Here is a 20451-nt window from a genome sequence, read left to right on the forward strand (position 1 = left end):
TAAAAAGTTTCAATTTCAGCCTGTTAAAAAAAGCGAACCCTGCAAAGGATTCGCTCTTGTATGTTAGTTGTTATAAGATTTCTTTTGACGACGATCGTTAGAAGAACGATTGCGGTCATTTGAAGAACGCTTTTTATCACCATAAGATGAACGGGTGTTCTTGCCTTTTCCACGGTAGCCTCCGCCACCGCCGCCGTCTCTGCGTTTAGAAGAACTGCGGTTGTTACGATGACGTTTAGAAATCATCGGTGCTTCATCTGTTAAACGAACAGGCGTTGCATCCGGCTCTTTTGTCATCATTTTGATCGCAGCTGCAACCACTGTCACAGAATCATGATCTTCCAACAATTCAGCAGCAGCTGTCATATAGAAGTTCAAGTTGTTTTCACTGATGATCGTGCGTAGACGGTCAACTGTTACTTGCTGTTGTCCTTCAATCGCCTCATCTAGTGTAGGTTCTTTCATACGATCCATTTTACGTTTAGTCGTTTGCTCAATCGCACGAAGCATATCTTTTTCACGTGGTGTGATGAATGTCATCGCCATACCTGTACGTCCAGCACGTCCTGTACGTCCAATACGGTGCACGTAGCTTTCTGGATCTTGCGGTACGTCAAAGTTATACACGTGTGTGACGCCTGAGATATCAAGTCCACGTGCTGCAACGTCTGTTGCGACAAGCACATCGATTGAACCCTCTTTGAATTTACGAAGCGCAACCATACGTTTTGCTTGAGTCAGGTCACCATGAATTCCTTCAGCTGTATAACCTCTAAGGTTAAGTGCTTCAGTCAATTCGTCCACACGGCGTTTCGTACGGCCGAAGACAATTGAAAGCTCAGGTGATTGAATGTCAAGAAGACGAGTCAATGTATCAAACTTTTTACGTTCGTGAATATCCAAATAGAACTGTTGGATGTTAGATACAGTCATTTCTTTCGCTTTTACTTTTACGTGTTCTGGGTTTGTCATGAAACGCTCTGCAATGCGCTTAATTGGTGCAGGCATTGTCGCAGAGAATAAAAGTGTTTGGTGTTCACTTGGTACATTTGAAAGGATCGCTTCAATGTCTTCGATGAAACCCATGTTTAGCATTTCGTCTGCTTCATCTAGCACAACTGTTTCAACGTTTTGAAGACGCATTGTACGACGGTTAATGTGATCGAGTAAACGTCCTGGAGTCCCTACGATGATATGAGGATTTTTCTTGAGCGAACGGATTTGACGGCCGATATCTTGTCCACCGTAAATAGGAAGTACGCGTGCACGCTTGTCTTGGCCGATTTTATATAGCTCTTCAGATACTTGAATCGCTAATTCTCTTGTTGGCGCAATGATAATCGCTTGGATATTTGGAGACGCTGGGTCAATTTTTTCTACAAGAGGAATACCAAATGCTGCAGTTTTTCCTGTTCCTGTTTGTGCTTGTCCGATGACATCTTTATTTTGAAGACCGAGAGGAATCGTTTCTGCTTGAATCGGTGTTGCTTCTTCGAATCCCATGCGGTTAATAGCCTTCATGAGACTTTCGCTTAATTGAAAATCTTGAAACGTTATAGTCAATTTATTCAAACTCCTTCTAATTGCTGTTTCAGTAATCTCGTGAATGATCATTAAAAACTGCCCTTTTCTGAAAGGACAGGTCCATTATATACAAAGCCCGAATTACCCTACCTTATATCTTACCATTACACTATTTGTTTTTCAACAAGACAGAAATGGATATATCTACTGCTCTACAATGACAGATTCACCTTCACTTTGATCTCCGTCCATCCATTTCCACTTTTCAAACAGTTGAATTTTTCCGTTATCCAGCTGCTTTGGAGTAGAATTGCAAGTCCCGCTTCTCATGCTGCCGTCCTTGCTTACATGGTGATATCTAAAATGAAGTGTTCCATCCTCATTCACAGTTCCTACAAGTACGCCAGATATAATACTGCCGCCTTGATATGTGCCCGTTAATATATTCCCGTCCTGACGATATTGAAATATGGTTCCTGCTGATACTTCTCCGTTACTCGAATTAGACTGCGGGACAAAGGTTTTTCCGTCATATTGAAACAACCGAATCAACCACCTTTTCTTTCCTATTGTACCATATGCCTGTCACTCATTCGACAAAAATGATGCAAATTTTAACAAGTGGGATTCAATTTATATTAGTTTAGCCACATTTTAGCTTTTCTATAGATTAAATTGCTTTTTTTAGAAAATGTTCTACTTTCTCAAACAATTGCTGGGCACATGGCTCATGACAAACATGATGTTTACAATCGGGCAAATAAAACATTTCTTTCTGGCGAGACGGGACTTTATGATAAATAAATTCTGCACTTGAAGCAGGCACAATCCCGTCGCTTTCACCTTGAACAATTAACACAGGCAGATGAAGCTTCTCAAGCGAATTCTTCGTTTGCTTTACCAGCTTCACAAATTCTATCGCAGCTGACAGCGGCGTGCTTGTGAGCTTATGGCGATATCGATCATATAAAGGGTTTGTATCAATGATCCCTGACAGGGACTCCTTTACCATCTGCCTTGTGTCTTGCATTATTTGTTTTGGGTTCACATATTTAGCCGCAGCACTTAATAGGACGAGACGGGCAACTGGGTACTTCGCGGCTAAATAAGAAGCAATCATTCCGCCCATAGAAAAGCCGATCAAATACATGGTGTCACAAGTTCGATAAAGGGATAGAAGTTCGAGTTCAGCTGTCGCTATCCATTCTTGATAAAGAATGCCTTTTAACTGAAGCTCCTCTCCATGCCCCGGAAGCGTAACAGACTGCACATTCCAATCTGCCGCCTGTTTTAAATATTGCGCCAGCGGTTCTACTTCATAAGGGGCACCAGTAAAACCGTGGATACATAAACAGCCAATCATTCTGTCACCTTCTCACTTTTATAGTGCAGTAATGACTTCTTCCAATTTCATACCGCGTGAGGCTTTGACAAGCACAACATCGTCAGGCCCTGCCACTTCAGCTAGTTTTTTCTTCAGGTCCTCTTTGTCCATAAAGGAGAAGACGTGCTCAGCCCCGAATGATTTTTTCGCTCCTTCAGCAATGAATGCACCTAGACGGCCATACGTCATGACATGATCAATAAATTCTGGCTTGATGTAACGGCCTAATTCATAATGATACGTTTCTTCTTCGCTGCCCATTTCGAGCATATCTCCAAGTACAAGAATACGATTGGCGAAGCCGTCCATATCTCCCACAAGATCAATGGCTGCTTTCATAGAAGTAGGACTTGCATTATATGCATCATTGATGACAGTGATTCCTTTGTCTGTTTTAATCAGCTCAAGACGCATCCCCGTCAACTTCGTTTGCATCAGTCCCTGGGCAATTTGTCTTTCATTCAGCCCAAAATGCTGGCCTATAGCAATAGCAGCAAGTGCATTCTTCACATTATGTTTCCCTAATACAGGAATGAGAAAACCTTGGGCATACCCTTCGACCTGAAATTCTGTTCCCTCTGCAAGCTGGTTGATGTGCGTTACCTTGATATCACAGTCCTCTGCTTCTCCAAAGGTTTTCACACGCTGAGAAAGTGAACTTGCTCTTTCGCGAAGCAAAGGCTCATCACCTAAGTAATAAAAGATGCCGTCTTCTTTTAACCCTTTTACGATCTCACATTTTGCATCAGCAATGGCTTCTCTTGATCCTAAATCTTGCATATGAGATTCCCCGATATTTGTGATGACCGCTGCATCCGGCTCAGCGAGATCTGATAAAAATTCGATTTCGCCTTTTGCACTCATGCCCATCTCCAAAACCGCAATATCGGTTCCTTCAGGCATTGCAAGAATGGTGAGCGGAAGACCGATATGATTATTAAAGTTACCGTTTGTTTTATGAACTCGATACGCTGTTTGCAAGACGGAATGAATCATATCTTTCGTTGTGGTTTTCCCATTACTTCCTGTAATACCGACAACACGAGGGTTTTCTTCTTTTAAGTATGATTTCGCCAGCTGTTGAAGGGCAGCTAGTGTATCCTCTACAAGAATTACCGGAACGCCTTCTGGCGGATTGGCTTCTTTTTGATTCCAAAGAACAGCTGATGCTCCAAGCTCCACTGCTTTCGAAGCAAATGTGTGACCATTAAAATGTTCTCCGATAAGCGGGATAAACAGGGCGTCGTTTGATACTTTTCGTGTATCTGTTGTCACTCCGTGAATCTGTTCTTCGCCAAAAGCTTGATTAGATAGGGTTCCACCAGCCATTTGGGCGATTTGTTTCACTGTACGTTTGATCATGATTTTTCGCCTCTCTTTCTCATTTCACGTTTGAAGGAAAAGAGACACTACCTAAGGATAGTGTCTGCTTGCTGCTCACATTAAAAAGTTGTTTTAATGGTTTGTTTTTCTTGATGGCGTTCAATTGCAAGTGACACCAGCTTTTCAATTAACTCTGGATACTCTACACCAGTGTGCTTCCAAAGTAATGGGAACATACTAAATGGTGTGAATCCAGGCATTGTATTCACTTCATTGATCAACACTTCACCTTTTTCTGTAAGGAAGAAGTCTGCACGTACGAGACCAGATCCATCGAGGGCTTTAAATGCCTTAATCGCCATGTCATGAATCGTTTTATATTCATCCTCTGACACACTCGCCGGAATGATCAAATCTGTATCGCCATCTTCATATTTTGCTTTGTAATCATAAAAATCTGTTTTAGGCGCAATCTCACCAACGACAGAGCATTTCGGCTCATCATTGCCTAATACACCAATCTCGATTTCTCTTCCAACGACGCCTTCTTCTACGACCACACGACGATCATATTGGAAAGCGAGGTCAAATGCAGTCTGCAGTTCTTCTTTGCTGCGGCATTTGCTAATTCCAACACTTGATCCCATGTTGGCAGGTTTCACAAAGCATGGATAGCCCAGTACTTTTTCAACCTGTTCTAAGCTGTCTCGTGTCGCTTTCTCGTAGTCTTTTTTATTGAAAGAAAGGTGCTTTGCTTGTGCAAGTCCTGCTTGTGCAAAAACATCTTTCATCATGACTTTATCCATACCCGCGGCAGACGCGAGAACGCCGTTGCCGACATACGGGATATTTAACAGTTCAAGTAATCCTTGCATTGTGCCATCTTCTCCATTTGGTCCGTGCAGCAACGGGAAGACAACATCAATTTTCTCATCAGCCGATGCAGGCTGTGGAAACATGCTTTCATTTAAAGAAGTTGGTAAAAACGTCTTTGCGTTCTGTTCAAATTGAAGCATTTTGACGTTTGATACTGGTTCAGTGAGTTTTTCTCCTCTTAACCATTCACCCTCTTCTGTAATATAAATTGGATGTATATCGAACTTCTCAGTGTTAAGTGCTTTTGTAACTGCAAGGGCTGTTTGCAGTGATACATTATGTTCGGCTGACTTTCCGCCGTAAATCAATCCTAAACTTATTTTCAATGGATACTCCCCCCACTAAAATTCATCTTTACTATCTTATCACTTTCAAGCAAAAATGCTCTAATTAATTTTTGTTGTTACGTAATTGAAATGATTTGTAAAGGTTGTAAGCGCCTCCCGAGCATTTGTATGTCATTCGCCTTTATTTTATATTAAAATGACATTGAAAAGGAGTTGTGACAAATTGAAAAAAATCACAAGTACTGAACAATTCAATGAAATGATTCAATCAGACAAAGAAGTCATCGTTAAATTCTTTGCAACATGGTGTCCTGACTGTACAAGAATGGACATGTTCATTCCAGACATCCTAGAAGCTTATGCTCACCATGAATGGTTTGAAATAAATAAAGATGATTTCCCTGAATTAGCTGAAACGTATCAGGTAATGGGCATTCCAAGCCTGTTAATTTTCAAAAATGGTGAAAAAACAGGTCATTTACACAGTGCAAATGCAAAATCGCCTGAAGAAGTGACAGAATTTCTTCAAGAGCACGTTTCTTAATTGATGAAACGAAGGACATCAGCAAACTCTTGCTGATGTCTTTTTTTCTTTTTAAATCTCTTCATAAGACGAGCTGCACAGCCAAAACGTTTCAAATTGATGTTTCACTTACGACAAGTCACGACAACATTATTTCCTGGGAAAGAATGCAGCGTCGAACCAGCTTGGAATATGTCGGTTACGTGAATTTTCTGAATTGAATCTTTACTTCTGACATTTGTCTTTGTATAATGGAATTGCTAATTGAAAATGATTATCAATTTCATCTATGTGAAATCCTATAGACGTCCATTCTTATTAAGGAGCGATGAGTCACATGTCTAAGAAGAAAATTAAAACCTACCAGCAATTGATTGAAGAGAACAAAAAGGCCATCATGCGCGATCCTCAAATGATGGAAAGTATATACGAAACCATCGACAAAAAACACCAGAAGCAGCTTGCAGCTGCTGGGCGTGAATCATAACTATGAGAGAGGAGCAGTCATCACTGACTGCTCTTTTGTCTGCTTCAACAAAATAAAAAAGCCGATAAAATCTGTTATTCGATTTTATCGGCTTTTGTTTTAATGTGATTTCGCTACACGGTCCTGCTTCATACCTAAATAAATGAGCATATATGTGAGATAACCCATTGTCATCGTTAAACCACCGAAGAAAAATTGAGAAAAGACTGGTTCCTCAAATGTCGTGACGGCAGCAAGAACGATCCAGCTCGCATATAAATAGACCATGAACCATTTCATATTTCTTTTAAGTGTATACAGAAAGAAAAGACCCGCTAACGAAAAAATCCCCAGCGCTAGTCTGAAATAAACAAGATGATCAAATTGGAAGGCAAAAGACACAAACGAAAACGACAGCAGCAGCAAAATTGGTAAAGCCGTAATGAAATTTTTCACGATAGTGCCACCTCCATGACTCTTTCTTATTATAAGACAAAATCAGCAGGTTATCGTGAAATACAGACTCGTTTTCACAAAGATGTCACGAATTTTTCTTGTTATTTGACACAATTTTAACACATTTACATCACGTTTCCAAAAAAGAATCCAAGCCGATCCAATAAAGAAAACAAAATGCGCCCCTACTATAAATAGAGAAAACAAAATGCTCATCCCATGAAAAGGCGGCGGTGCTTGAAAGCTGTACTGAGTAAAGTCCGTATTCGCGAAAAGGAGGATTTTCCCCCACTGATTTTCTAAGAGAGACATGATCGGCACAAGTGATTTCGCCGCATATAAAACAAAAAACGAGGTCACAAGGGCAACAAGACTGTTTCTAAACAAACTGGAACACATAAAAGCAAAGCTTGCCATCATGATCACTTCCACCCACTGAGATCCAATGACGGCAAACGTATGCTGAAATAATTGCCCTGTTCTTTCATCAAAATCAGTACCGAAGAAAATAAGACCAAATAGAAAAGCCAAAACATAATAAAAAACAAACAAATAAATGACTGTCAGCACAAGTGTGATGTATTTTGACAGAAAAATGTGCAGTCTTGTTTTTGGCCGGATCAATAGAAACTTGATCGTCCTTTTCTGAAACTCTGTTGAGATCAAGGTCGCGCCAATAACAACAGCAAGCACCTGCAAAATAAACACGACGTTCGTGGAATAAGCAAAATAGTTCGCGACTGTGTCTTGTCCGCCAAAGCTTGATATGACTCGTTTTAAGGTTAGAGCCATGGCCAGTTGAAATACAACGATCAATAAAAGAGCAATGAGTGTGATCTTTTTCTTCATGATTTTCTTATGCTCATTCTTGATGAGGTTAAGCATCTGTCGTCCCGCCTTCCGTCCATTTCATAAATGCCTCTTCAATTGACTGCTTTTGAGGCATCAATTCAAGTACATCAAACCCCGCCAGCACAAGCTGTTTGTTCAGCTCTGGCACACGTTCTTTGTTCAGTTGAAGCAGTACACGCGCTCCATTTCGTTCATATGTATAGTCGTGTGCGTCAAGCCATGAGACGGCCTTTTCTACTGGCTGAACATTCATCAGCACCTGCTCTTTCCCCTCCATATCCCGGAGATGAGTACTAGCTTTGATCTGTCCCTTTTGAATGATAATCATGCGGTCACATAGCTCCTCTACCTCATGCAATAAATGCGTCGCAAATAACACCGAGGTTCCTTCTTCCTTTACAAGCATTTGTAAGTGCTCCCGGAATTCCTTCATTCCTGCAGGGTCCAGTCCATTTGTCGGTTCGTCTAAAATGAGCAGGCTCGGCCGATGCAAAATAGCTTGTGCAATCCCAAGCCTTTGTTTCATCCCTAGTGAATACGTCTTGACCTTCTGATGAATGGCATCCTCCAGACGAACTCTTTCCACCACTTCCTGAATGCGTTCCTCCGTCACGCCATCGTGCATCGCTGCATACATTTCAAGGTTTTCAAAGCCTGTTAAATACGAATAAAATTCTGGGTTTTCTATGATCGCACCAACAGATGACATCGCTTTAAGAAAATCGTCATCTTGTGAATATCCATTGATCATGATGTTGCCATTGTTTTTTTTCATCAAGCCAACGATCAATCGAATCAAAGTTGTTTTTCCAGACCCATTGGGACCAAGTAATCCGACAATTTCTCCTTGCCCAATGTCTATAGAAATATCCTGCAAGATCATTTTCCGGCCAATTAGTTTATCGACTTTCTCTACTTTTAAAACAGCAGACTGCAAAGTGGTTCCTCCTTCTGATGTAAAGCCTGTGGCGGCAGTTATGACCGCTCATCCTGTAAAAAGTATATCACGCGAGACAAATCAATCCATGAAAAAAAGGACTGATCCAGTCAGCCCTTCTTGCTTATTACAGTGATAAGTTAGGTGTCGGCGCTTCTTTTTCGTGCTTCTTTTCAGTTTCAGAAACAATCACCGCACATGCTGCGTCACCTGTAATATTAACTACGGTTCTTGCCATATCTAATAAGCGGTCTATGCCAAGAATCAGCGCTATTCCCTCAACAGGAAGATTCACGGAATTTAACACCATGGCCAGCATGATGAGCCCTACCCCTGGGACACCTGCTGTACCGATACTTGCTAAAACAGCTGTTAAGACAACCGTCAGCATTTGAACAAGCGTCAGTTCAACCCCATACACTTGAGCGATAAAAATGGTCGCAACACCTTGCATAATGGCTGTGCCATCCATATTAATGGTTGCACCCAGCGGCTGCACAAAGCTTGAAATCGGCTCTGGCACCTTTAAACGCTTTTGCGCTGTTTCCATTGATACCGGCAGCACTGCGTTACTGCTTGATGTACTAAATGCAACAACCATCGCTGGGGAAAATCCCTTAAAGAATGCCATTGGATTTCGTTTAGCTAAGATAGCAATGGTTGATCCATATGTCAGGAAGAAATGCAGGATAAGCGCAATTAACACGACCGAGAAGTAAAGTCCCATCGCTTTCATGGCATCCAGCCCCTGACTGCCGATTGCCGTTGCAATCAAACCGAATGTCCCGTACGGTGCAAATTTCATCACAACACCGACAAGATACATCATTAATTCATTTCCTTGTTCAAACAGTTTCAGCAAGCCTTCCGTTTTTTTACCAAGCATGGCTATGCCAAGACCTAAAAATACACAGAAGACGATAATTTGAAGCATGTCTCCTTCAACTAACGATTGGACTGGATTGGTTGGAATGATGTTGAGTAGTGTGTCTGCCATTGATGGGGCTTCCTCTGCGGAATAATCAGCCGCTTTTGTATCAAAATTGCCGAAGGCTCCCGGCTTGATCAATAAGGCTAATGAGATGCCAATGATGATGGCAAAAGTTGTAGTGAGCAGGAAATAAGTAATGGTTTTTGCGCCGATTCTGCCTAGCTTCTTCGGATCACCAAGGCCTGCTACACCGAGCGTGATCGAAAAGAATACAATGGGCACAACCAGCATTTTAATCAGGTTTAAGAAGATTTGACCTAGAGGTGTAAATAAATAAGGGTCTAACACTTTGAATACATCTGGAGCAAAAAGGTTGAGCAGCAATCCTGTGATTGCACCTACAAACAAGGCAATAATAATTTTCGTCGCCAGCTTCAATAAAATCTCCCCTTCCTCGTCAAAAAGCCCACGAGAGAGTCTTCTCGTGGGCCTGCGTGTCCATACATGTACCACTGTCTACTCTCTTCACGCTGATGAGGTTAGCTGACGGGTTAGGACGAAGAGATGTCCTTTTTTCTCAGATAAGAAAAATTCACCCCAAAAATTTGGGTCCCCCATTCCTTTAGAAGGATTAAGCGTGTGGTAATATGATATTTTCATACCATTTATACCTTATTTTTAGAAAATTGTAAACAGGTTCATATGAACTTTTTAATTACTTTCTTCCCTATTTGTCACTTCAAGAATATCTAAAATAAACACAAAGATTGGGATACCGATAATAAGTCCCCAAATGCCAATATAGTGTTCAGAGAAGATCAGCACAATAAACGTGAAGAAAATAGGGAGCTCTGTTTTAGCTGACATGAGCTTCGGATTCAAGAAGTATGCTTCAATGGCATGGATAATGACAATCACCAGCACAATATACAGGACATACATTCCGCCTCCGAGTGTATACGCAATGATGCTGAGTGGAATAAGAGAGATCACTACACCCGCTACTGGGATTAAGCCTAGCAAAAAGACCATGACCGCTAATCCAAATAACTGCGGGAAACCCATAATGCCTAACGCGATGGTCGTTAGCACACAATTAACGGTTGCAATAATAAACTGAGCTTCAAGTACTTTTCCAAACGTTCGGGAAAATTTACGTCCAAAGAAGGCAATTTCATGATAGAACACGGAGATTTTACTCGTTTTGAACTTGTTCATGAATTGAATGAGGCGTTCTTTTTCGAACAGGAAGAACATGCTTAATATTAAGGACATAATGACCTGGATACTGAATGTGCTGAAATCGGTTATGTATGTATAGAGGAAATTAAACCCTTTCTCAAAGAAAGCTGATATTTTGAAATCTCCGAATACGTTCGTGATGACGTCAAAGAAGGGTAAATCTTGTGGATGATCTGCAATTTTCTTTCCTAAATGAAATAGCTGCTCTACCTGTTTGGCGATGATTGGCACAAAAACGAATCCGCCAAATGTCAATCCGCCAGCCAGAAGAATATACAAAATGGTAATGACCGATTTCTGTCCTATTTTCAGGAAGCGATTTAAAAAGCCTCTAATGACCTCTTCCAACCGATTCATCAAAAAGGTGAAAATGAAGGTCAAAAGAATTAAATTCATCATTCCTCTTAATAGATATAATGCTGTGGCTAATACTACAAATACTGAAAACCGCTTAACACCGGGTTTTTCGAACAATTTTAAAAATGCCGTCATTACGTTACACACCTGCCAGGACTAAAGTCTATTTTTCATCGTATCTGATATACATTATATCGGATCTTTCTGTAAATTATATAATAAAAGGTCAAAGAGGTCTTACGATTTGTATTAATTTTATTGTTTTTTCTTTTTTACACAAAAAAACCGAACCCATGTAGAACATAAGGTTTCGGTTTTTGGTTGTTTTTATACTAAACAGCCTGCTTCATATTCCGCATTTCCTGAAGTGCTGTTTTGCTCTTCGCTTCGTCAAATTCACCTTCACTCTTCGCGACAACAATTGTTGCAATTCCATTTCCAATGAGGTTTGTAATCGCTCTTCCTTCACTCATGAAGCGGTCAACCCCAAGCAGCAGTGCTAGACCCTCTAACGGAATGACCTGTAGTGCCGCAAGAGTAGATGCAAGCACGATAAATCCGCTTCCTGTCACCCCAGCTGCTCCCTTTGATGTAAGCATCAGAACAAGGATAATAGTGATCTGCTGACCGATCGACAAGTCTACACCAAACACTTGTGCCAAGAAGACGACGGCCATTGATAAATAGATTGAAGTTCCGTCTAGGTTAAAGGAATAACCTGTTGGAATGACAAGACCAACAACAGACTTAGAGCACCCGTAGCGTTCCATTTTATCCATCATTCTTGGCAGCACGGATTCTGAAGAACTTGTGCCAAGAACAATCAAAATTTCATCCTTGATAAACCTTAAATAACCTAGCAGGCTGAAGCCATACATTTTACAAATGATGTTCAGCACAACGAAGATGAACAGGAACATCGTCATATAAACGGAGAGCATCAGACTTGCCAGCGGTCTAATTGATGCTAAACCAAAGTGTCCGATCGTATAAGCCATTGCCCCAAACGCACCGAGCGGCGCAGCACGCATGATATATCCAATGATTTTAAAGAAAACAAGTGACAGCTTATCAAGCCATTCGATGATGCCTTTCCCCTTCTCGCCAAGAGCAGCGAGCGCAACACCGAATAAAATAGAGAAGAATAAGACCTGTAAAATATCACCCTTTGCGAAAGCATCAACCATGTTAGATGGCACGATGTGTGTAACAAATTCCATCCAGTCGATACCCTGTCCGCCATTTTGGGTATATTGTGAGACATCCCCTTTTTCAAGCTTGCTATAGTCAAGACCTGCACCTGGCTTCATGATATTCACAACAAAAAGACCGATGACCAGAGCAAGTGTCGTGACGACTTCAAAATAAATAAATGCTTTTCCCCCAACTTTTCCAACCTTTTTCATATCCCCCATCTTGGCAATACCAAGAACAATGGTTAAGAAAATAATTGGTGCAATGACCATTTTAACGGCATTGATAAAGGTGTCACCAAGCGGCTTCATTTCTTTTCCGACGTTTGGCCAAACCATCCCGACAATGATCCCGATGATGACAGCTGCAATCACCTGAAATGTCAGGTTCTTCAAAAGCCTTTTCATAAAAAATCAACTCCCTCACCCTTTGATGTAAACGCTTAACTGTTATCTGTAGATAAATGATAGCGATTTCATCAAAGGCTGTGAAGCTTATGGACATATCGTACATTTTGGTCTTTTTGGTCTCTTAGTCAGAATGTACGATATATTTATTCACAGGACGTCCAATCCCCCCATATTGCATATCTAATTTCAGCTCGCCTTCTTTGACGAGGAAGTCTAAATACCGGCGTGCCGTGACACGGGCTATGCCAAGTGCATTAGCAACTTCCTCTGCAGACTGGGCGCCTTCCTGCAAGCCCATATAAGCTTTAATTTCGTTCATCGTATGCACATTCAGCCCTTTAGGAAGCCAAGTATCTTCCTGCTTAACAGCAGGCTTTCGTATGATATCATCGAGCATCTCCTGAGAAAATTCTGCTGCGGTTTGGATTTTTGATTTAAACGCCTTATAGCTTTCAAGTGATTCTTTCATTCGTTCAAATTTGAATGGTTTAATAATATAATCCCGCGCACCATTTTGAAGCATGATGCCGATGGTCTCTTTGTCCTTCGCTGCTGAAATGACAATCACATCCACTTTCATCTTCTGTTTTCTGATGTCTTGTAGCGTTTTGACGCCATCCTTTTTTGGCATATATACATCAAGTACCACGAGGTCTGGACGAATCTCTTTGATCAGCTGGATGCCCTGCTCCCCATTTCCAGCGACAGCTGCTACTTGAAAGCCAGGAACACTCATAATGAACTCTTTATTCACTTCTTGCACCATCGGGTCATCTTCAATTAACAGCACCTTAATCTGAGTCATCTGTCTCTCTCCTCTATGGTCATTGGGAATTCGATTGAGAAGGTGGTACCAATGCCGATGCTTGATGTGACCTCTACACTTCCCATCCCTTTGTCGATAATCGTTTTTACAATATACAGGCCATAGCCTGTTCCGCCCTCTTTGCCATGTGTGAAGCCTTTATCGAAAATAGAAGGAATCATTTCTTCTTCGATCCCGGAGCCATTGTCTTCAATTAAAATCGCGAGGACATCCTCCGTTTGATCGATACTAATGGAAATGACTTTTGTGTCTCTTTCTACAGTATCATACGAAGCAAAGGCGTTCTCAATGAGATTTCCGAGCAGCTTCGTCATATCATGCTGATCAAGCCGTTCAGGGAAATCACGCAGACAGCTATGTTCATCTACTTCGACCATGATGCCAAGCTCCTTGCCCCTTCTGATTTTGCTCATCAATAACCCTGAGACAGCATCATGCTCTATGACGCGGTGAAGAAAGTCCGTCACATGTTCCTGCTCCTCTGTCGTTTGAAAGGCCAGATCGAGCGCCTGATCGGCTTTACCCAGCTGAATCAGACCGGCAATCGTATGAAGCTTATTCATATGCTCATGGTTTTGCACCCGCAAACCGTCCACAAAGTTCTTAACCCCTGTGAGCTCCTCCGCCAATTTTGCCGCTTCCGTCCGGTCCTGAAAAATGGCAACTGCTCCGATGATCTTCTTTTTCATCACAATCGGAATCCGGCTGCTCATGATCCGCTTTCCGCTCATATGAATTTCTTCATTGTAGACGGGTTCTGCGCGATCGATAATTTCAGGAAGTCTTGTATCAGACAGCACATCCCAAATATTCCGGCCCACGACATCACCCGTCACGCCAAAAATCTGCTTCGCCTTCTCATTAAAAATGGTAATCATGTGCTGATTATCAATGGCGATAACCCCTTCATTAATAGAGTGAAAGGTTGCAGTGCGTTCCTCTAGCATTCTCACAATCTCATGCGGCTCCAGCTTAAACATTTGCTGTTTAATATGACGGGCGAGCAAAAATGAACCCACAAGCCCAAAGCTGAGCGTCAAGAGGAGAATCATGAGGATATCGCGCTTCATTTCTCCTAATATATCTGCCATACTTGGCAGAGTTCTTCCTACAAGCACAACCCCTGTTTGATTAAATTGATCATCCTTGACTGGATAAAAAGCTCTGATGGCTGTTCCAAGCTCTCCCTCTGCTTCTGAGAAATAAATATGCTCTGCAAAAGCCGGCTCTTCATCAGTTCCTTCTGAGCGCTGGCCAATCCTCGTTTTCACTGGATGCGTTAATCTCACATGATCCATATCCATCACGACAATGTAGTCAGCGTCTTGAATAATCCGAATCTCTTCGATCGCATGCTGTAATCGATCACGTTCCTTTGTCTGATCAGCTAACGCCTGCTTCACCTCATTCATTTCAGCCACAGTTCTCGCCGTGTTCATGAGTCTTTTTCGAAGCTCCCGTTCCTCTGTTTGCTGAATTCCCCCAACAAGGACAATTCCTCCGATTAAAAGGGCGAAAATGACAACGAAATATGTGAGGATGGTAAGCTTCCATCTAATAGATAATTGTTGTAATTTCAATCGATTTCTCATCATTTTTTCACCTGTATCTTTACGAATTCTTCCTCTGTCAAGTATGCTTGACATAAGGGGGATCTGACGCATGAAGAATTTACTCGCTTATACACTTTTGCTTATGATCGGTTTTGTAACCGCTTTATACTTTGGTTTTTATCATATGATGCCAAAATCAGCGACAACCTTTGATGATGAACAGACAGGACTGAAGGACCAGCTTGTGTTCAAATTCAGCCATGTCGTGGCAGACAATACACCTAAAGGACTTGCCGCAAAGAAATTTGCTGAGCTCGTGCACGAAAAATCCGATGGAAAGATCAGCATTCAAATTTTCTCCAACGGAAGCCTTTATTCTGATATTGAAGAAATTAATGCACTCAAAGAGAATCAAGTTCAATTTATCGCTCCGTCTACCTCGAAGCTCGGCATGCTGTCTCCTGAGTGGCTGGCACTTGATCTTCCCTTTGCTTTTTCAAATTACAATGCGGTTCAAGAAGGCCTGCACGGTGCAATTGGACAAAGGTTGTTTGGCACGCTGCAAAAAGATGGATTAAAGGGAATGGCTTATTGGACAAATGGCTTTAAGCAAATTACCTCTAATAAAGGACCCATCAAACAGCCGGCTGATTTAAAAAACCAGTCTCTCCGCATTATGCAAAGCGACATGATTGAAAAACAATTCAAACTCCTTGGCGCAAAGCCCTATCAGGAATCATTTAATTCAACGTTTCAGCTATTAGAAACCAAAAAAGTAGACGGTGAAGAAAATACCATTTCAAATATTTATTCAAAAAAATTCTATCATATACAAGACTATATGACGATCAGCAATCACGGGTATTTAGGCTATGTGGTCTTAACAGATCAATCCTTCTTTGACCGCCAGACACCCGAAACGAAACGAATTTTACTTGAAGCCATGGAAGAAACAACGGCTTGGAATGAAAAGCATGCAGAACAGATGAACAAAGATCAGCTGGAGGACATTAAACGTGAATCGCCGATTGCCATTCATGAATTGACGCCAGCAGAAAGACAAAAATGGATGAAAGCCCTTGATCCTTTGTATGATGAAGCCGAAAAAACGATCGGCTCCACCCTCATCAAACAGATCCGCGAACTGCGTGCACGTTATGAACACTCACCTATTCATGCTTTTCAGGAAGAGGATGAGAGCAAATAAAAAATCCCTTTGATAAGGGATTTTTTTATGCGCCGGACTCACTCTGTTCTTGCTGCGTGAGCTCTTCTAATCTTGTTAAAATTCTTCGTTTTCGGTATTGCATCATGCCTGTTTCGGCAATTCCTTTTAATTGTGAGCGGTTCGAAACGGCACCAAACAAAATCCCAGCAATGGGCACAAGCTGAAACAGTTTCTTCCAGCCGAACGAATCCCGGTAATTATAGACGACCTCACGCCACCCTTGGATTTGAGAAATCATGTTTTCATGCTTCCCTTCGGATGCATGATAGCTTTTCAGCTCTTTTAGAATCGATTTCTTTCCAACGACATCAGCAGAGTTCAGCTGCAAGCATTTAATGATGAAGACCCGCTCCTCTTTGTTTTTAGGATCATAGCCATAGGTGACGGCAATATCCTGCAATGTTTTCAGAGAGAGGCCCAGTACCGCAGGAATATCAGCAGCTAGCGTAAACATTCCGCCGACACCAGTTGTCGCCCCTTGTACCGTCGCGAGATTCGTTCTGTTTTTCCCCATATGTTCACTAATGGCATCCATCAATTCGATTGGGGCCTTTCCAATATCCTCTATACGCTGGATGGATTCGCCCTCACACTTCTTTTGAAATTGATGAATGATGCCTTTTTCCGACGTCAAATAGGCACCGCCAGACTGAATGTAATGACCCATTTCATCTAGCAGCACACCGATTTTTTTCTGAATAAAAGCAGGCGTCAGCTTGTCCAGCATTTGAAATGGAAGGCGGCTGAGTTTCTCCCAAAACCATACCTTTTGCTGGTCTTTCTCCCATTTTTCAATCTCCTTTAATTGTGCTTTTAGCCACTCTCTTTCCTCCATGCATATGCCTCCTTAGATGTCGCTGAAGTATTTGTCTGTTATTATACACAATCCTTGTCCATCATACGTATAGAACATTGAAGCGGTTCCGAAAGGTTTTAATCTTTTTCAAAACGGTTATTGCTTAATAAACAAACAAAAGAGGAGTGGTCAACATGTTAGGATTTCTAATTTCATTAGTTGTGGCGATTGTCATCGGTCTCATTGGGAGTGCACTCGCTGGGGGCAGTGTACCAGGAGGATGGATCGGTTCAATGATTGCCGGGTTTGTAGGCGCTTGGATTGGTCATGGATTACTGGGAACGTGGGGTCCTAGTCTGGCAGGCTTTGCGATCATTCCAGCAATCTTAGGAGCAGCGATCTTTGTCATTATTTTAAGCCTGATCTTCCGCAGTGTGGGATCAAGGGTATCTTAAAAAACAAATAACAGAGGAAGCAGTAGGGACACCGTCTAAGAGGCGGTGTTTTTTATGTTGCTCGTTGACAAGGTATCTATTTTTTTCACTTACATATGATAAACAAACCTATTAGTTCAGATAGTTGACTTTTCATGAATATGGGCATATGATGATTAAAAATTGCATCAAGGAAACTTTTTGTGCCCAAGCAAAACTTTGTAGAATCTAGGTGATGACATATGACAAACAAATACATCGAGGCACAGGCACACATGTCAGCGGCAGCTGAGCGTGCACTTGAAGGTAAGGTCAAAGGATTTAGAAGGCTTCTTCCTTTTCTAGGCCCTGCTTTTATCGCTGCCATTGCATATATTGACCCAGGAAATTTTGCCACCAACATTGCGGCTGGCTCTAAATATGGATATCTCCTTTTATGGGTCATTCTCATATCAAATCTCATGGCTTTGCTCATTCAATCATTGTCCGCAAAGCTTGGAATAGCGACAGGTAAAAACTTACCTGAAATCGCACGTGAAGAGTTTCCAAAACCCGTCTCCATCGGTTTATGGATTCAGGGCGAACTCGTCATTATTGCCACAGATTTAGCCGAGTTTATCGGGGCTGCACTTGGTTTATACTTGCTTTTTCGGATCCCGCTGCTTGAAGCATCCATTATTGCAGCTATCGGATCATTTGCGATTTTAGAATTGCAAAGACGGGGATATCGCGCATTAGAAGCCGGCATCACTGGCATGCTGTTCGTTGTCGTGATCGCTTTCGCTGTGCAAACCTTTGTCGCCAAGCCTGATATGGCAAGTGTCGCAGGCGGGCTTTTCATTCCAAAATTTGATGGCGCAGATAGTGTACTGCTTGCAGCCGGAATTTTAGGTGCCACTGTGATGCCGCACGCGATCTATTTACATTCAGCATTAACCCAAAGGAGAGTCGTCGGCAGAACGGAAAAGGAGAAAAAACAGATTTTCCGCTTTGAGTTTTTAGATATCCTTATTGCGATGCTAGTCGCTGGAGCCATCAATGCCAGTATGTTGATTGTGGCAGCCGCTTTATTTTATAAAAATGGTCTCTTTGTTGAAGATCTGGATGTTGCGTTCCAGCATTTTAGCACACTCGCAGGTCCTGTATCAGCTATCTTATTTGGTGTAGGACTGCTTGTAGCCGGACTATCAAGCTCTTCTGTCGGTACATTGTCAGGCGATATCATTATGCAGGGTTTTATTCAATACCGGATTCCGCTGTATGTCCGCCGGCTGATTACTATGATTCCCCCTATTGTGATCATTGCATCTGGGGTGAATCCGACATCTGCACTTGTGATGAGCCAGGTGGTCTTATCCTTTGGTATTGCCTTTGCTTTAATTCCGCTCATCTTATTTACAAGTAAAAAACGAATTATGGGCGAATTAACGAATGCCCGCTGGGTAACAGGAATATCTTGGGTGATAGCAGCTCTTGTTGTCGCACTCAATCTCTTTTTAATTGTGGATACGTTTATGTAAAAGACAGTAGTGATGCTGTCTTTTTCTTTTCATATGGTTATGGTAAAATTCCCCTGAGAGGATGTGGGCACATGTTTTTTTATCAGGATCAAGAGATAGCTATGCGGCTGCTTGAGCCAAGAGACGCAAGAAGTCTATATTTGCTCATCCAGCGGTCAAGAGAGCATTTACGTGAATGGATGCTTTGGGTGGATTCAACGAAAACAGAAGAAGACAGCATGGCGTTCATTCAAGGCGCAATGCAGCAAGCCTTGCAGAACAACGGTTTTCAAGCGGGCATCTGGTCACATGGAGAGCTTGTCGGGATCATCGGCACCCACCAAATTCATTGGATCGACAGGACTGTTTCAATTGGCTATTGGCTCGGAGAAGGCTATCAAGGAAAAGGCATCATGACAAGAGCGTGCAAAGCAGTCATTCATTATTTATTTGAAGATTGTGGACTGCACCGCATTGAAATCAGGGCTGCTGTCGATAACCTGAAGAGCAGACGCATCGCAGAGCGTTTATCCTTTTCGCTTGAAGGCATTTTGAGACAATGTGAATGGCTGGGCGACCGCTTTACGGATCATTGTGTATACGCCCTTTTGCAGCCTGAATATATGAAAGAAAAAACGCATTCTATGAATCAGCCCACGTAATTGTGTCGATTGCATGAATTATTTTACAAAGTGAAGCTTTGTAGTATCGGTTGCGATCAGCATCTGATAAAATAGAAGGAAAAATCGAGGTATGAAGTATGTCTCTTATTATTTTATTTTACTTATGGATTGTCCCTTTATTATTTGGCATTTTCTTCTCATTCTTAACAAAGAAAGCCACATACAAACGCCGCTTTGTCCCATCATATAGCATGGCAGGACTCAGCATCGTTTTTCTCATTCTGGCACTTGTCTTTTCAGCCAGCCATTTTCTATTCATTTGCGGTATGTTCCTATTTGCCACAACCCTTGTCGGCACAGGCATTCCTTTATTTTTAGCCTTTGCAAAAACACAATCATAAACAAAAACCACCTTTTCGCAATGGAAAGGTGGTTTCTTTTTTATTGATTTGGCATTCTGTAAGTCACAGTGGCATCTTGATTGGCTTCAATCGTTTTCACAATGTCTTGAAGGACCTCTGCTGCACGATCGTTTGAGTCATACTTACCGAGCGTCTTGACCCAAGTATCGCTTCCTGCGATCATCCCTTCAATCTTTTTGCCGGCTACAGTGACTTCGTGGACATGAACGAAACTTTGCTGGTTTTGTGTGAAAATCCATAGCATGGTTTTGGCTCCTTTTTATTGGTTTATTTTAACATATTAATTTCTGACTGGAATGAAATGGCTT

At 41.9% G+C, this 20451-nt stretch carries 21 protein-coding genes, 1 pseudogene and 1 riboswitch; of the genes and pseudogenes, 7 read left to right on the forward strand and 15 right to left on the reverse strand.

Features of this window, described 5'->3' with window-relative positions; translation table 11 throughout:
* Nucleotides 1-63 precede the first annotated feature (63 nt).
* The 5 genes from cshA to BA81_RS17445 all read right to left on the reverse strand — a co-directional run bounded on the left by cshA (nucleotide 64) and on the right by BA81_RS17445 (nucleotide 5433).
* On the reverse strand, nucleotides 64-1563 hold the full coding sequence (cshA, locus tag BA81_RS17425) for a degradosome RNA helicase CshA (RefSeq protein WP_034283956.1): 1500 nt from the start codon (nucleotides 1561-1563) through the stop codon (nucleotides 64-66).
* 165 nt (nucleotides 1564-1728) lie between these two features.
* Nucleotides 1729-2067, reverse strand: coding sequence for an avidin-fold protein (locus BA81_RS17430; protein WP_034283957.1), 339 nt, complete (start codon nucleotides 2065-2067; stop codon nucleotides 1729-1731).
* 127 nt (nucleotides 2068-2194) lie between these two features.
* Nucleotides 2195-2887, reverse strand: coding sequence for an alpha/beta hydrolase (locus BA81_RS17435; protein ID WP_034283958.1), 693 nt, complete (start codon nucleotides 2885-2887; stop codon nucleotides 2195-2197).
* Between the two features lie 18 nt (nucleotides 2888-2905).
* Nucleotides 2906-4270 carry a UDP-N-acetylmuramoyl-tripeptide--D-alanyl-D-alanine ligase gene (locus BA81_RS17440; RefSeq protein ID WP_034283960.1) on the reverse strand — a complete coding sequence of 455 codons (1365 nt, stop codon included), beginning with the start codon at nucleotides 4268-4270 and terminating at the stop codon, nucleotides 2906-2908.
* 80 nt (nucleotides 4271-4350) lie between these two features.
* Nucleotides 4351-5433 (reverse strand): D-alanine--D-alanine ligase, encoded by a 1083-nt coding sequence (locus BA81_RS17445; protein ID WP_034283962.1) that lies wholly within the window; start codon nucleotides 5431-5433, stop codon nucleotides 4351-4353.
* A 184-nt stretch (nucleotides 5434-5617) separates the two neighbouring features.
* Between BA81_RS17445 and BA81_RS17450 the strand changes: the two genes are divergently transcribed.
* Entirely contained in the window at nucleotides 5618-5938 is a 321-nt protein-coding gene (locus tag BA81_RS17450) for a thioredoxin family protein (protein ID WP_034283964.1), read from the forward strand.
* Between the two features lie 316 nt (nucleotides 5939-6254).
* A complete protein-coding gene (gene fbpB, locus BA81_RS19485; protein WP_065215285.1) occupies nucleotides 6255-6404 on the forward strand; it encodes a Fur-regulated basic protein FbpB in 150 nt (49 codons plus the stop codon).
* A 99-nt stretch (nucleotides 6405-6503) separates the two neighbouring features.
* Here the strand turns inward: fbpB and BA81_RS17455 are convergent, their stop codons facing one another.
* From BA81_RS17455 to BA81_RS17490, 8 genes and pseudogenes are all read right to left on the reverse strand, one after another.
* Nucleotides 6504-6839, reverse strand: a complete 336-nt coding sequence (locus tag BA81_RS17455; protein WP_017366657.1) for a hypothetical protein — start codon at nucleotides 6837-6839, stop codon at nucleotides 6504-6506.
* A 120-nt stretch (nucleotides 6840-6959) separates the two neighbouring features.
* Nucleotides 6960-7724, reverse strand: a pseudogene (locus tag BA81_RS17460) (ABC transporter permease); the annotation flags it as partial.
* Complete coding sequence (locus BA81_RS17465; protein ID WP_034283965.1) at nucleotides 7717-8628, reverse strand: ABC transporter ATP-binding protein; 912 nt, start codon at nucleotides 8626-8628, stop codon at nucleotides 7717-7719. The pseudogene BA81_RS17460 and the gene BA81_RS17465, both read right to left, overlap by 8 nt.
* A 127-nt stretch (nucleotides 8629-8755) precedes the next feature.
* Nucleotides 8756-9997 (reverse strand): dicarboxylate/amino acid:cation symporter, encoded by a 1242-nt coding sequence (locus BA81_RS17470; RefSeq protein WP_034283966.1) that lies wholly within the window; start codon nucleotides 9995-9997, stop codon nucleotides 8756-8758.
* Nucleotides 9998-10073: 76 nt separating this feature from the next.
* Nucleotides 10074-10207: riboswitch (cyclic di-AMP (ydaO/yuaA leader) on the reverse strand.
* A gap of 63 nt (nucleotides 10208-10270) precedes the next feature.
* The gene (locus tag BA81_RS17475) at nucleotides 10271-11293 is read right to left on the reverse strand and encodes an AI-2E family transporter (RefSeq protein WP_024425375.1); all 1023 of its coding nucleotides are present in this window, start codon (nucleotides 11291-11293) and stop codon (nucleotides 10271-10273) included.
* Between the two features lie 197 nt (nucleotides 11294-11490).
* A complete protein-coding gene (gene dctP, locus BA81_RS17480; protein ID WP_034283967.1) occupies nucleotides 11491-12759 on the reverse strand; it encodes a C4-dicarboxylate transporter DctP in 1269 nt (422 codons plus the stop codon).
* A 124-nt stretch (nucleotides 12760-12883) separates the two neighbouring features.
* Nucleotides 12884-13567, reverse strand: coding sequence for a response regulator (locus tag BA81_RS17485; protein ID WP_034283970.1), 684 nt, complete (start codon nucleotides 13565-13567; stop codon nucleotides 12884-12886).
* The gene (locus BA81_RS17490; protein ID WP_034283985.1) at nucleotides 13564-15183 is read right to left on the reverse strand and encodes an ATP-binding protein; all 1620 of its coding nucleotides are present in this window, start codon (nucleotides 15181-15183) and stop codon (nucleotides 13564-13566) included. Before BA81_RS17490 ends, BA81_RS17485 begins: the two co-directional genes overlap by 4 nt.
* 67 nt (nucleotides 15184-15250) lie before the next feature.
* On the opposite strand from BA81_RS17490, the gene BA81_RS17495 reads away from it, so the two are divergent.
* Nucleotides 15251-16348: a TRAP transporter substrate-binding protein gene (locus tag BA81_RS17495; protein WP_034283972.1), complete on the forward strand. Its 1098-nt coding sequence runs from the start codon at nucleotides 15251-15253 to the stop codon at nucleotides 16346-16348.
* Nucleotides 16349-16373: 25 nt separating this feature from the next.
* Here BA81_RS17495 and BA81_RS17500 read toward each other — a convergent pair whose 3' ends face one another.
* Nucleotides 16374-17204: an EcsC family protein gene (locus BA81_RS17500; protein WP_034283975.1), complete on the reverse strand. Its 831-nt coding sequence runs from the start codon at nucleotides 17202-17204 to the stop codon at nucleotides 16374-16376.
* A 155-nt stretch (nucleotides 17205-17359) separates the two neighbouring features.
* On the opposite strand from BA81_RS17500, the gene BA81_RS17505 reads away from it, so the two are divergent.
* The 4 genes from BA81_RS17505 to BA81_RS17520 all read left to right on the forward strand — a co-directional run bounded on the left by BA81_RS17505 (nucleotide 17360) and on the right by BA81_RS17520 (nucleotide 20122).
* Complete coding sequence (locus tag BA81_RS17505) at nucleotides 17360-17620, forward strand: GlsB/YeaQ/YmgE family stress response membrane protein (RefSeq protein ID WP_024427360.1); 261 nt, start codon at nucleotides 17360-17362, stop codon at nucleotides 17618-17620.
* Nucleotides 17621-17841: 221 nt separating this feature from the next.
* A complete protein-coding gene (locus tag BA81_RS17510; RefSeq protein ID WP_034283976.1) occupies nucleotides 17842-19119 on the forward strand; it encodes an Nramp family divalent metal transporter in 1278 nt (425 codons plus the stop codon).
* A gap of 71 nt (nucleotides 19120-19190) precedes the next feature.
* Nucleotides 19191-19760, forward strand: a complete 570-nt coding sequence (locus BA81_RS17515) for a GNAT family N-acetyltransferase (RefSeq protein ID WP_034283978.1) — start codon at nucleotides 19191-19193, stop codon at nucleotides 19758-19760.
* A gap of 98 nt (nucleotides 19761-19858) precedes the next feature.
* A complete protein-coding gene (locus BA81_RS17520) occupies nucleotides 19859-20122 on the forward strand; it encodes a hypothetical protein (protein WP_034283979.1) in 264 nt (87 codons plus the stop codon).
* A 40-nt stretch (nucleotides 20123-20162) separates the two neighbouring features.
* Here BA81_RS17520 and BA81_RS17525 read toward each other — a convergent pair whose 3' ends face one another.
* Complete coding sequence (locus tag BA81_RS17525) at nucleotides 20163-20387, reverse strand: hypothetical protein (protein WP_034283982.1); 225 nt, start codon at nucleotides 20385-20387, stop codon at nucleotides 20163-20165.
* Nucleotides 20388-20451 lie beyond the last annotated feature (64 nt).

Source organism: Bacillus safensis FO-36b, from assembly GCF_000691165.1.
Classification (GTDB): domain Bacteria; phylum Bacillota; class Bacilli; order Bacillales; family Bacillaceae; genus Bacillus; species Bacillus safensis.

Excerpts from the sequence above, each read along its gene's own strand:
- BA81_RS17435 (WP_034283958.1), bottom strand. The coding sequence starts at position 2,887 with ATGATTGGCTGTTTATGTATCCACGGTTTTACTGGTGCCCCTTATGAA.
- BA81_RS17440 (WP_034283960.1), bottom strand. The coding sequence starts at position 4,270 with ATGATCAAACGTACAGTGAAACAAATCGCCCAAATGGCTGGTGGAACC.
- fbpB (WP_065215285.1), top strand. The coding sequence starts at position 6,255 with ATGTCTAAGAAGAAAATTAAAACCTACCAGCAATTGATTGAAGAGAAC.
- BA81_RS17475 (WP_024425375.1), bottom strand. The coding sequence starts at position 11,293 with ATGACGGCATTTTTAAAATTGTTCGAAAAACCCGGTGTTAAGCGGTTT.
- dctP (WP_034283967.1), bottom strand. The coding sequence starts at position 12,759 with ATGAAAAGGCTTTTGAAGAACCTGACATTTCAGGTGATTGCAGCTGTC.
- BA81_RS17485 (WP_034283970.1), bottom strand. The coding sequence starts at position 13,567 with ATGACTCAGATTAAGGTGCTGTTAATTGAAGATGACCCGATGGTGCAA.
- BA81_RS17490 (WP_034283985.1), bottom strand. The coding sequence starts at position 15,183 with ATGATGAGAAATCGATTGAAATTACAACAATTATCTATTAGATGGAAG.
- BA81_RS17495 (WP_034283972.1), top strand. The coding sequence starts at position 15,251 with ATGAAGAATTTACTCGCTTATACACTTTTGCTTATGATCGGTTTTGTA.
- BA81_RS17500 (WP_034283975.1), bottom strand. The coding sequence starts at position 17,204 with ATGGAGGAAAGAGAGTGGCTAAAAGCACAATTAAAGGAGATTGAAAAA.
- BA81_RS17505 (WP_024427360.1), top strand. The coding sequence starts at position 17,360 with ATGTTAGGATTTCTAATTTCATTAGTTGTGGCGATTGTCATCGGTCTC.
- BA81_RS17510 (WP_034283976.1), top strand. The coding sequence starts at position 17,842 with ATGACAAACAAATACATCGAGGCACAGGCACACATGTCAGCGGCAGCT.
- BA81_RS17515 (WP_034283978.1), top strand. The coding sequence starts at position 19,191 with ATGTTTTTTTATCAGGATCAAGAGATAGCTATGCGGCTGCTTGAGCCA.
- BA81_RS17520 (WP_034283979.1), top strand. The coding sequence starts at position 19,859 with ATGTCTCTTATTATTTTATTTTACTTATGGATTGTCCCTTTATTATTT.
- BA81_RS17525 (WP_034283982.1), bottom strand. The coding sequence starts at position 20,387 with ATGCTATGGATTTTCACACAAAACCAGCAAAGTTTCGTTCATGTCCAC.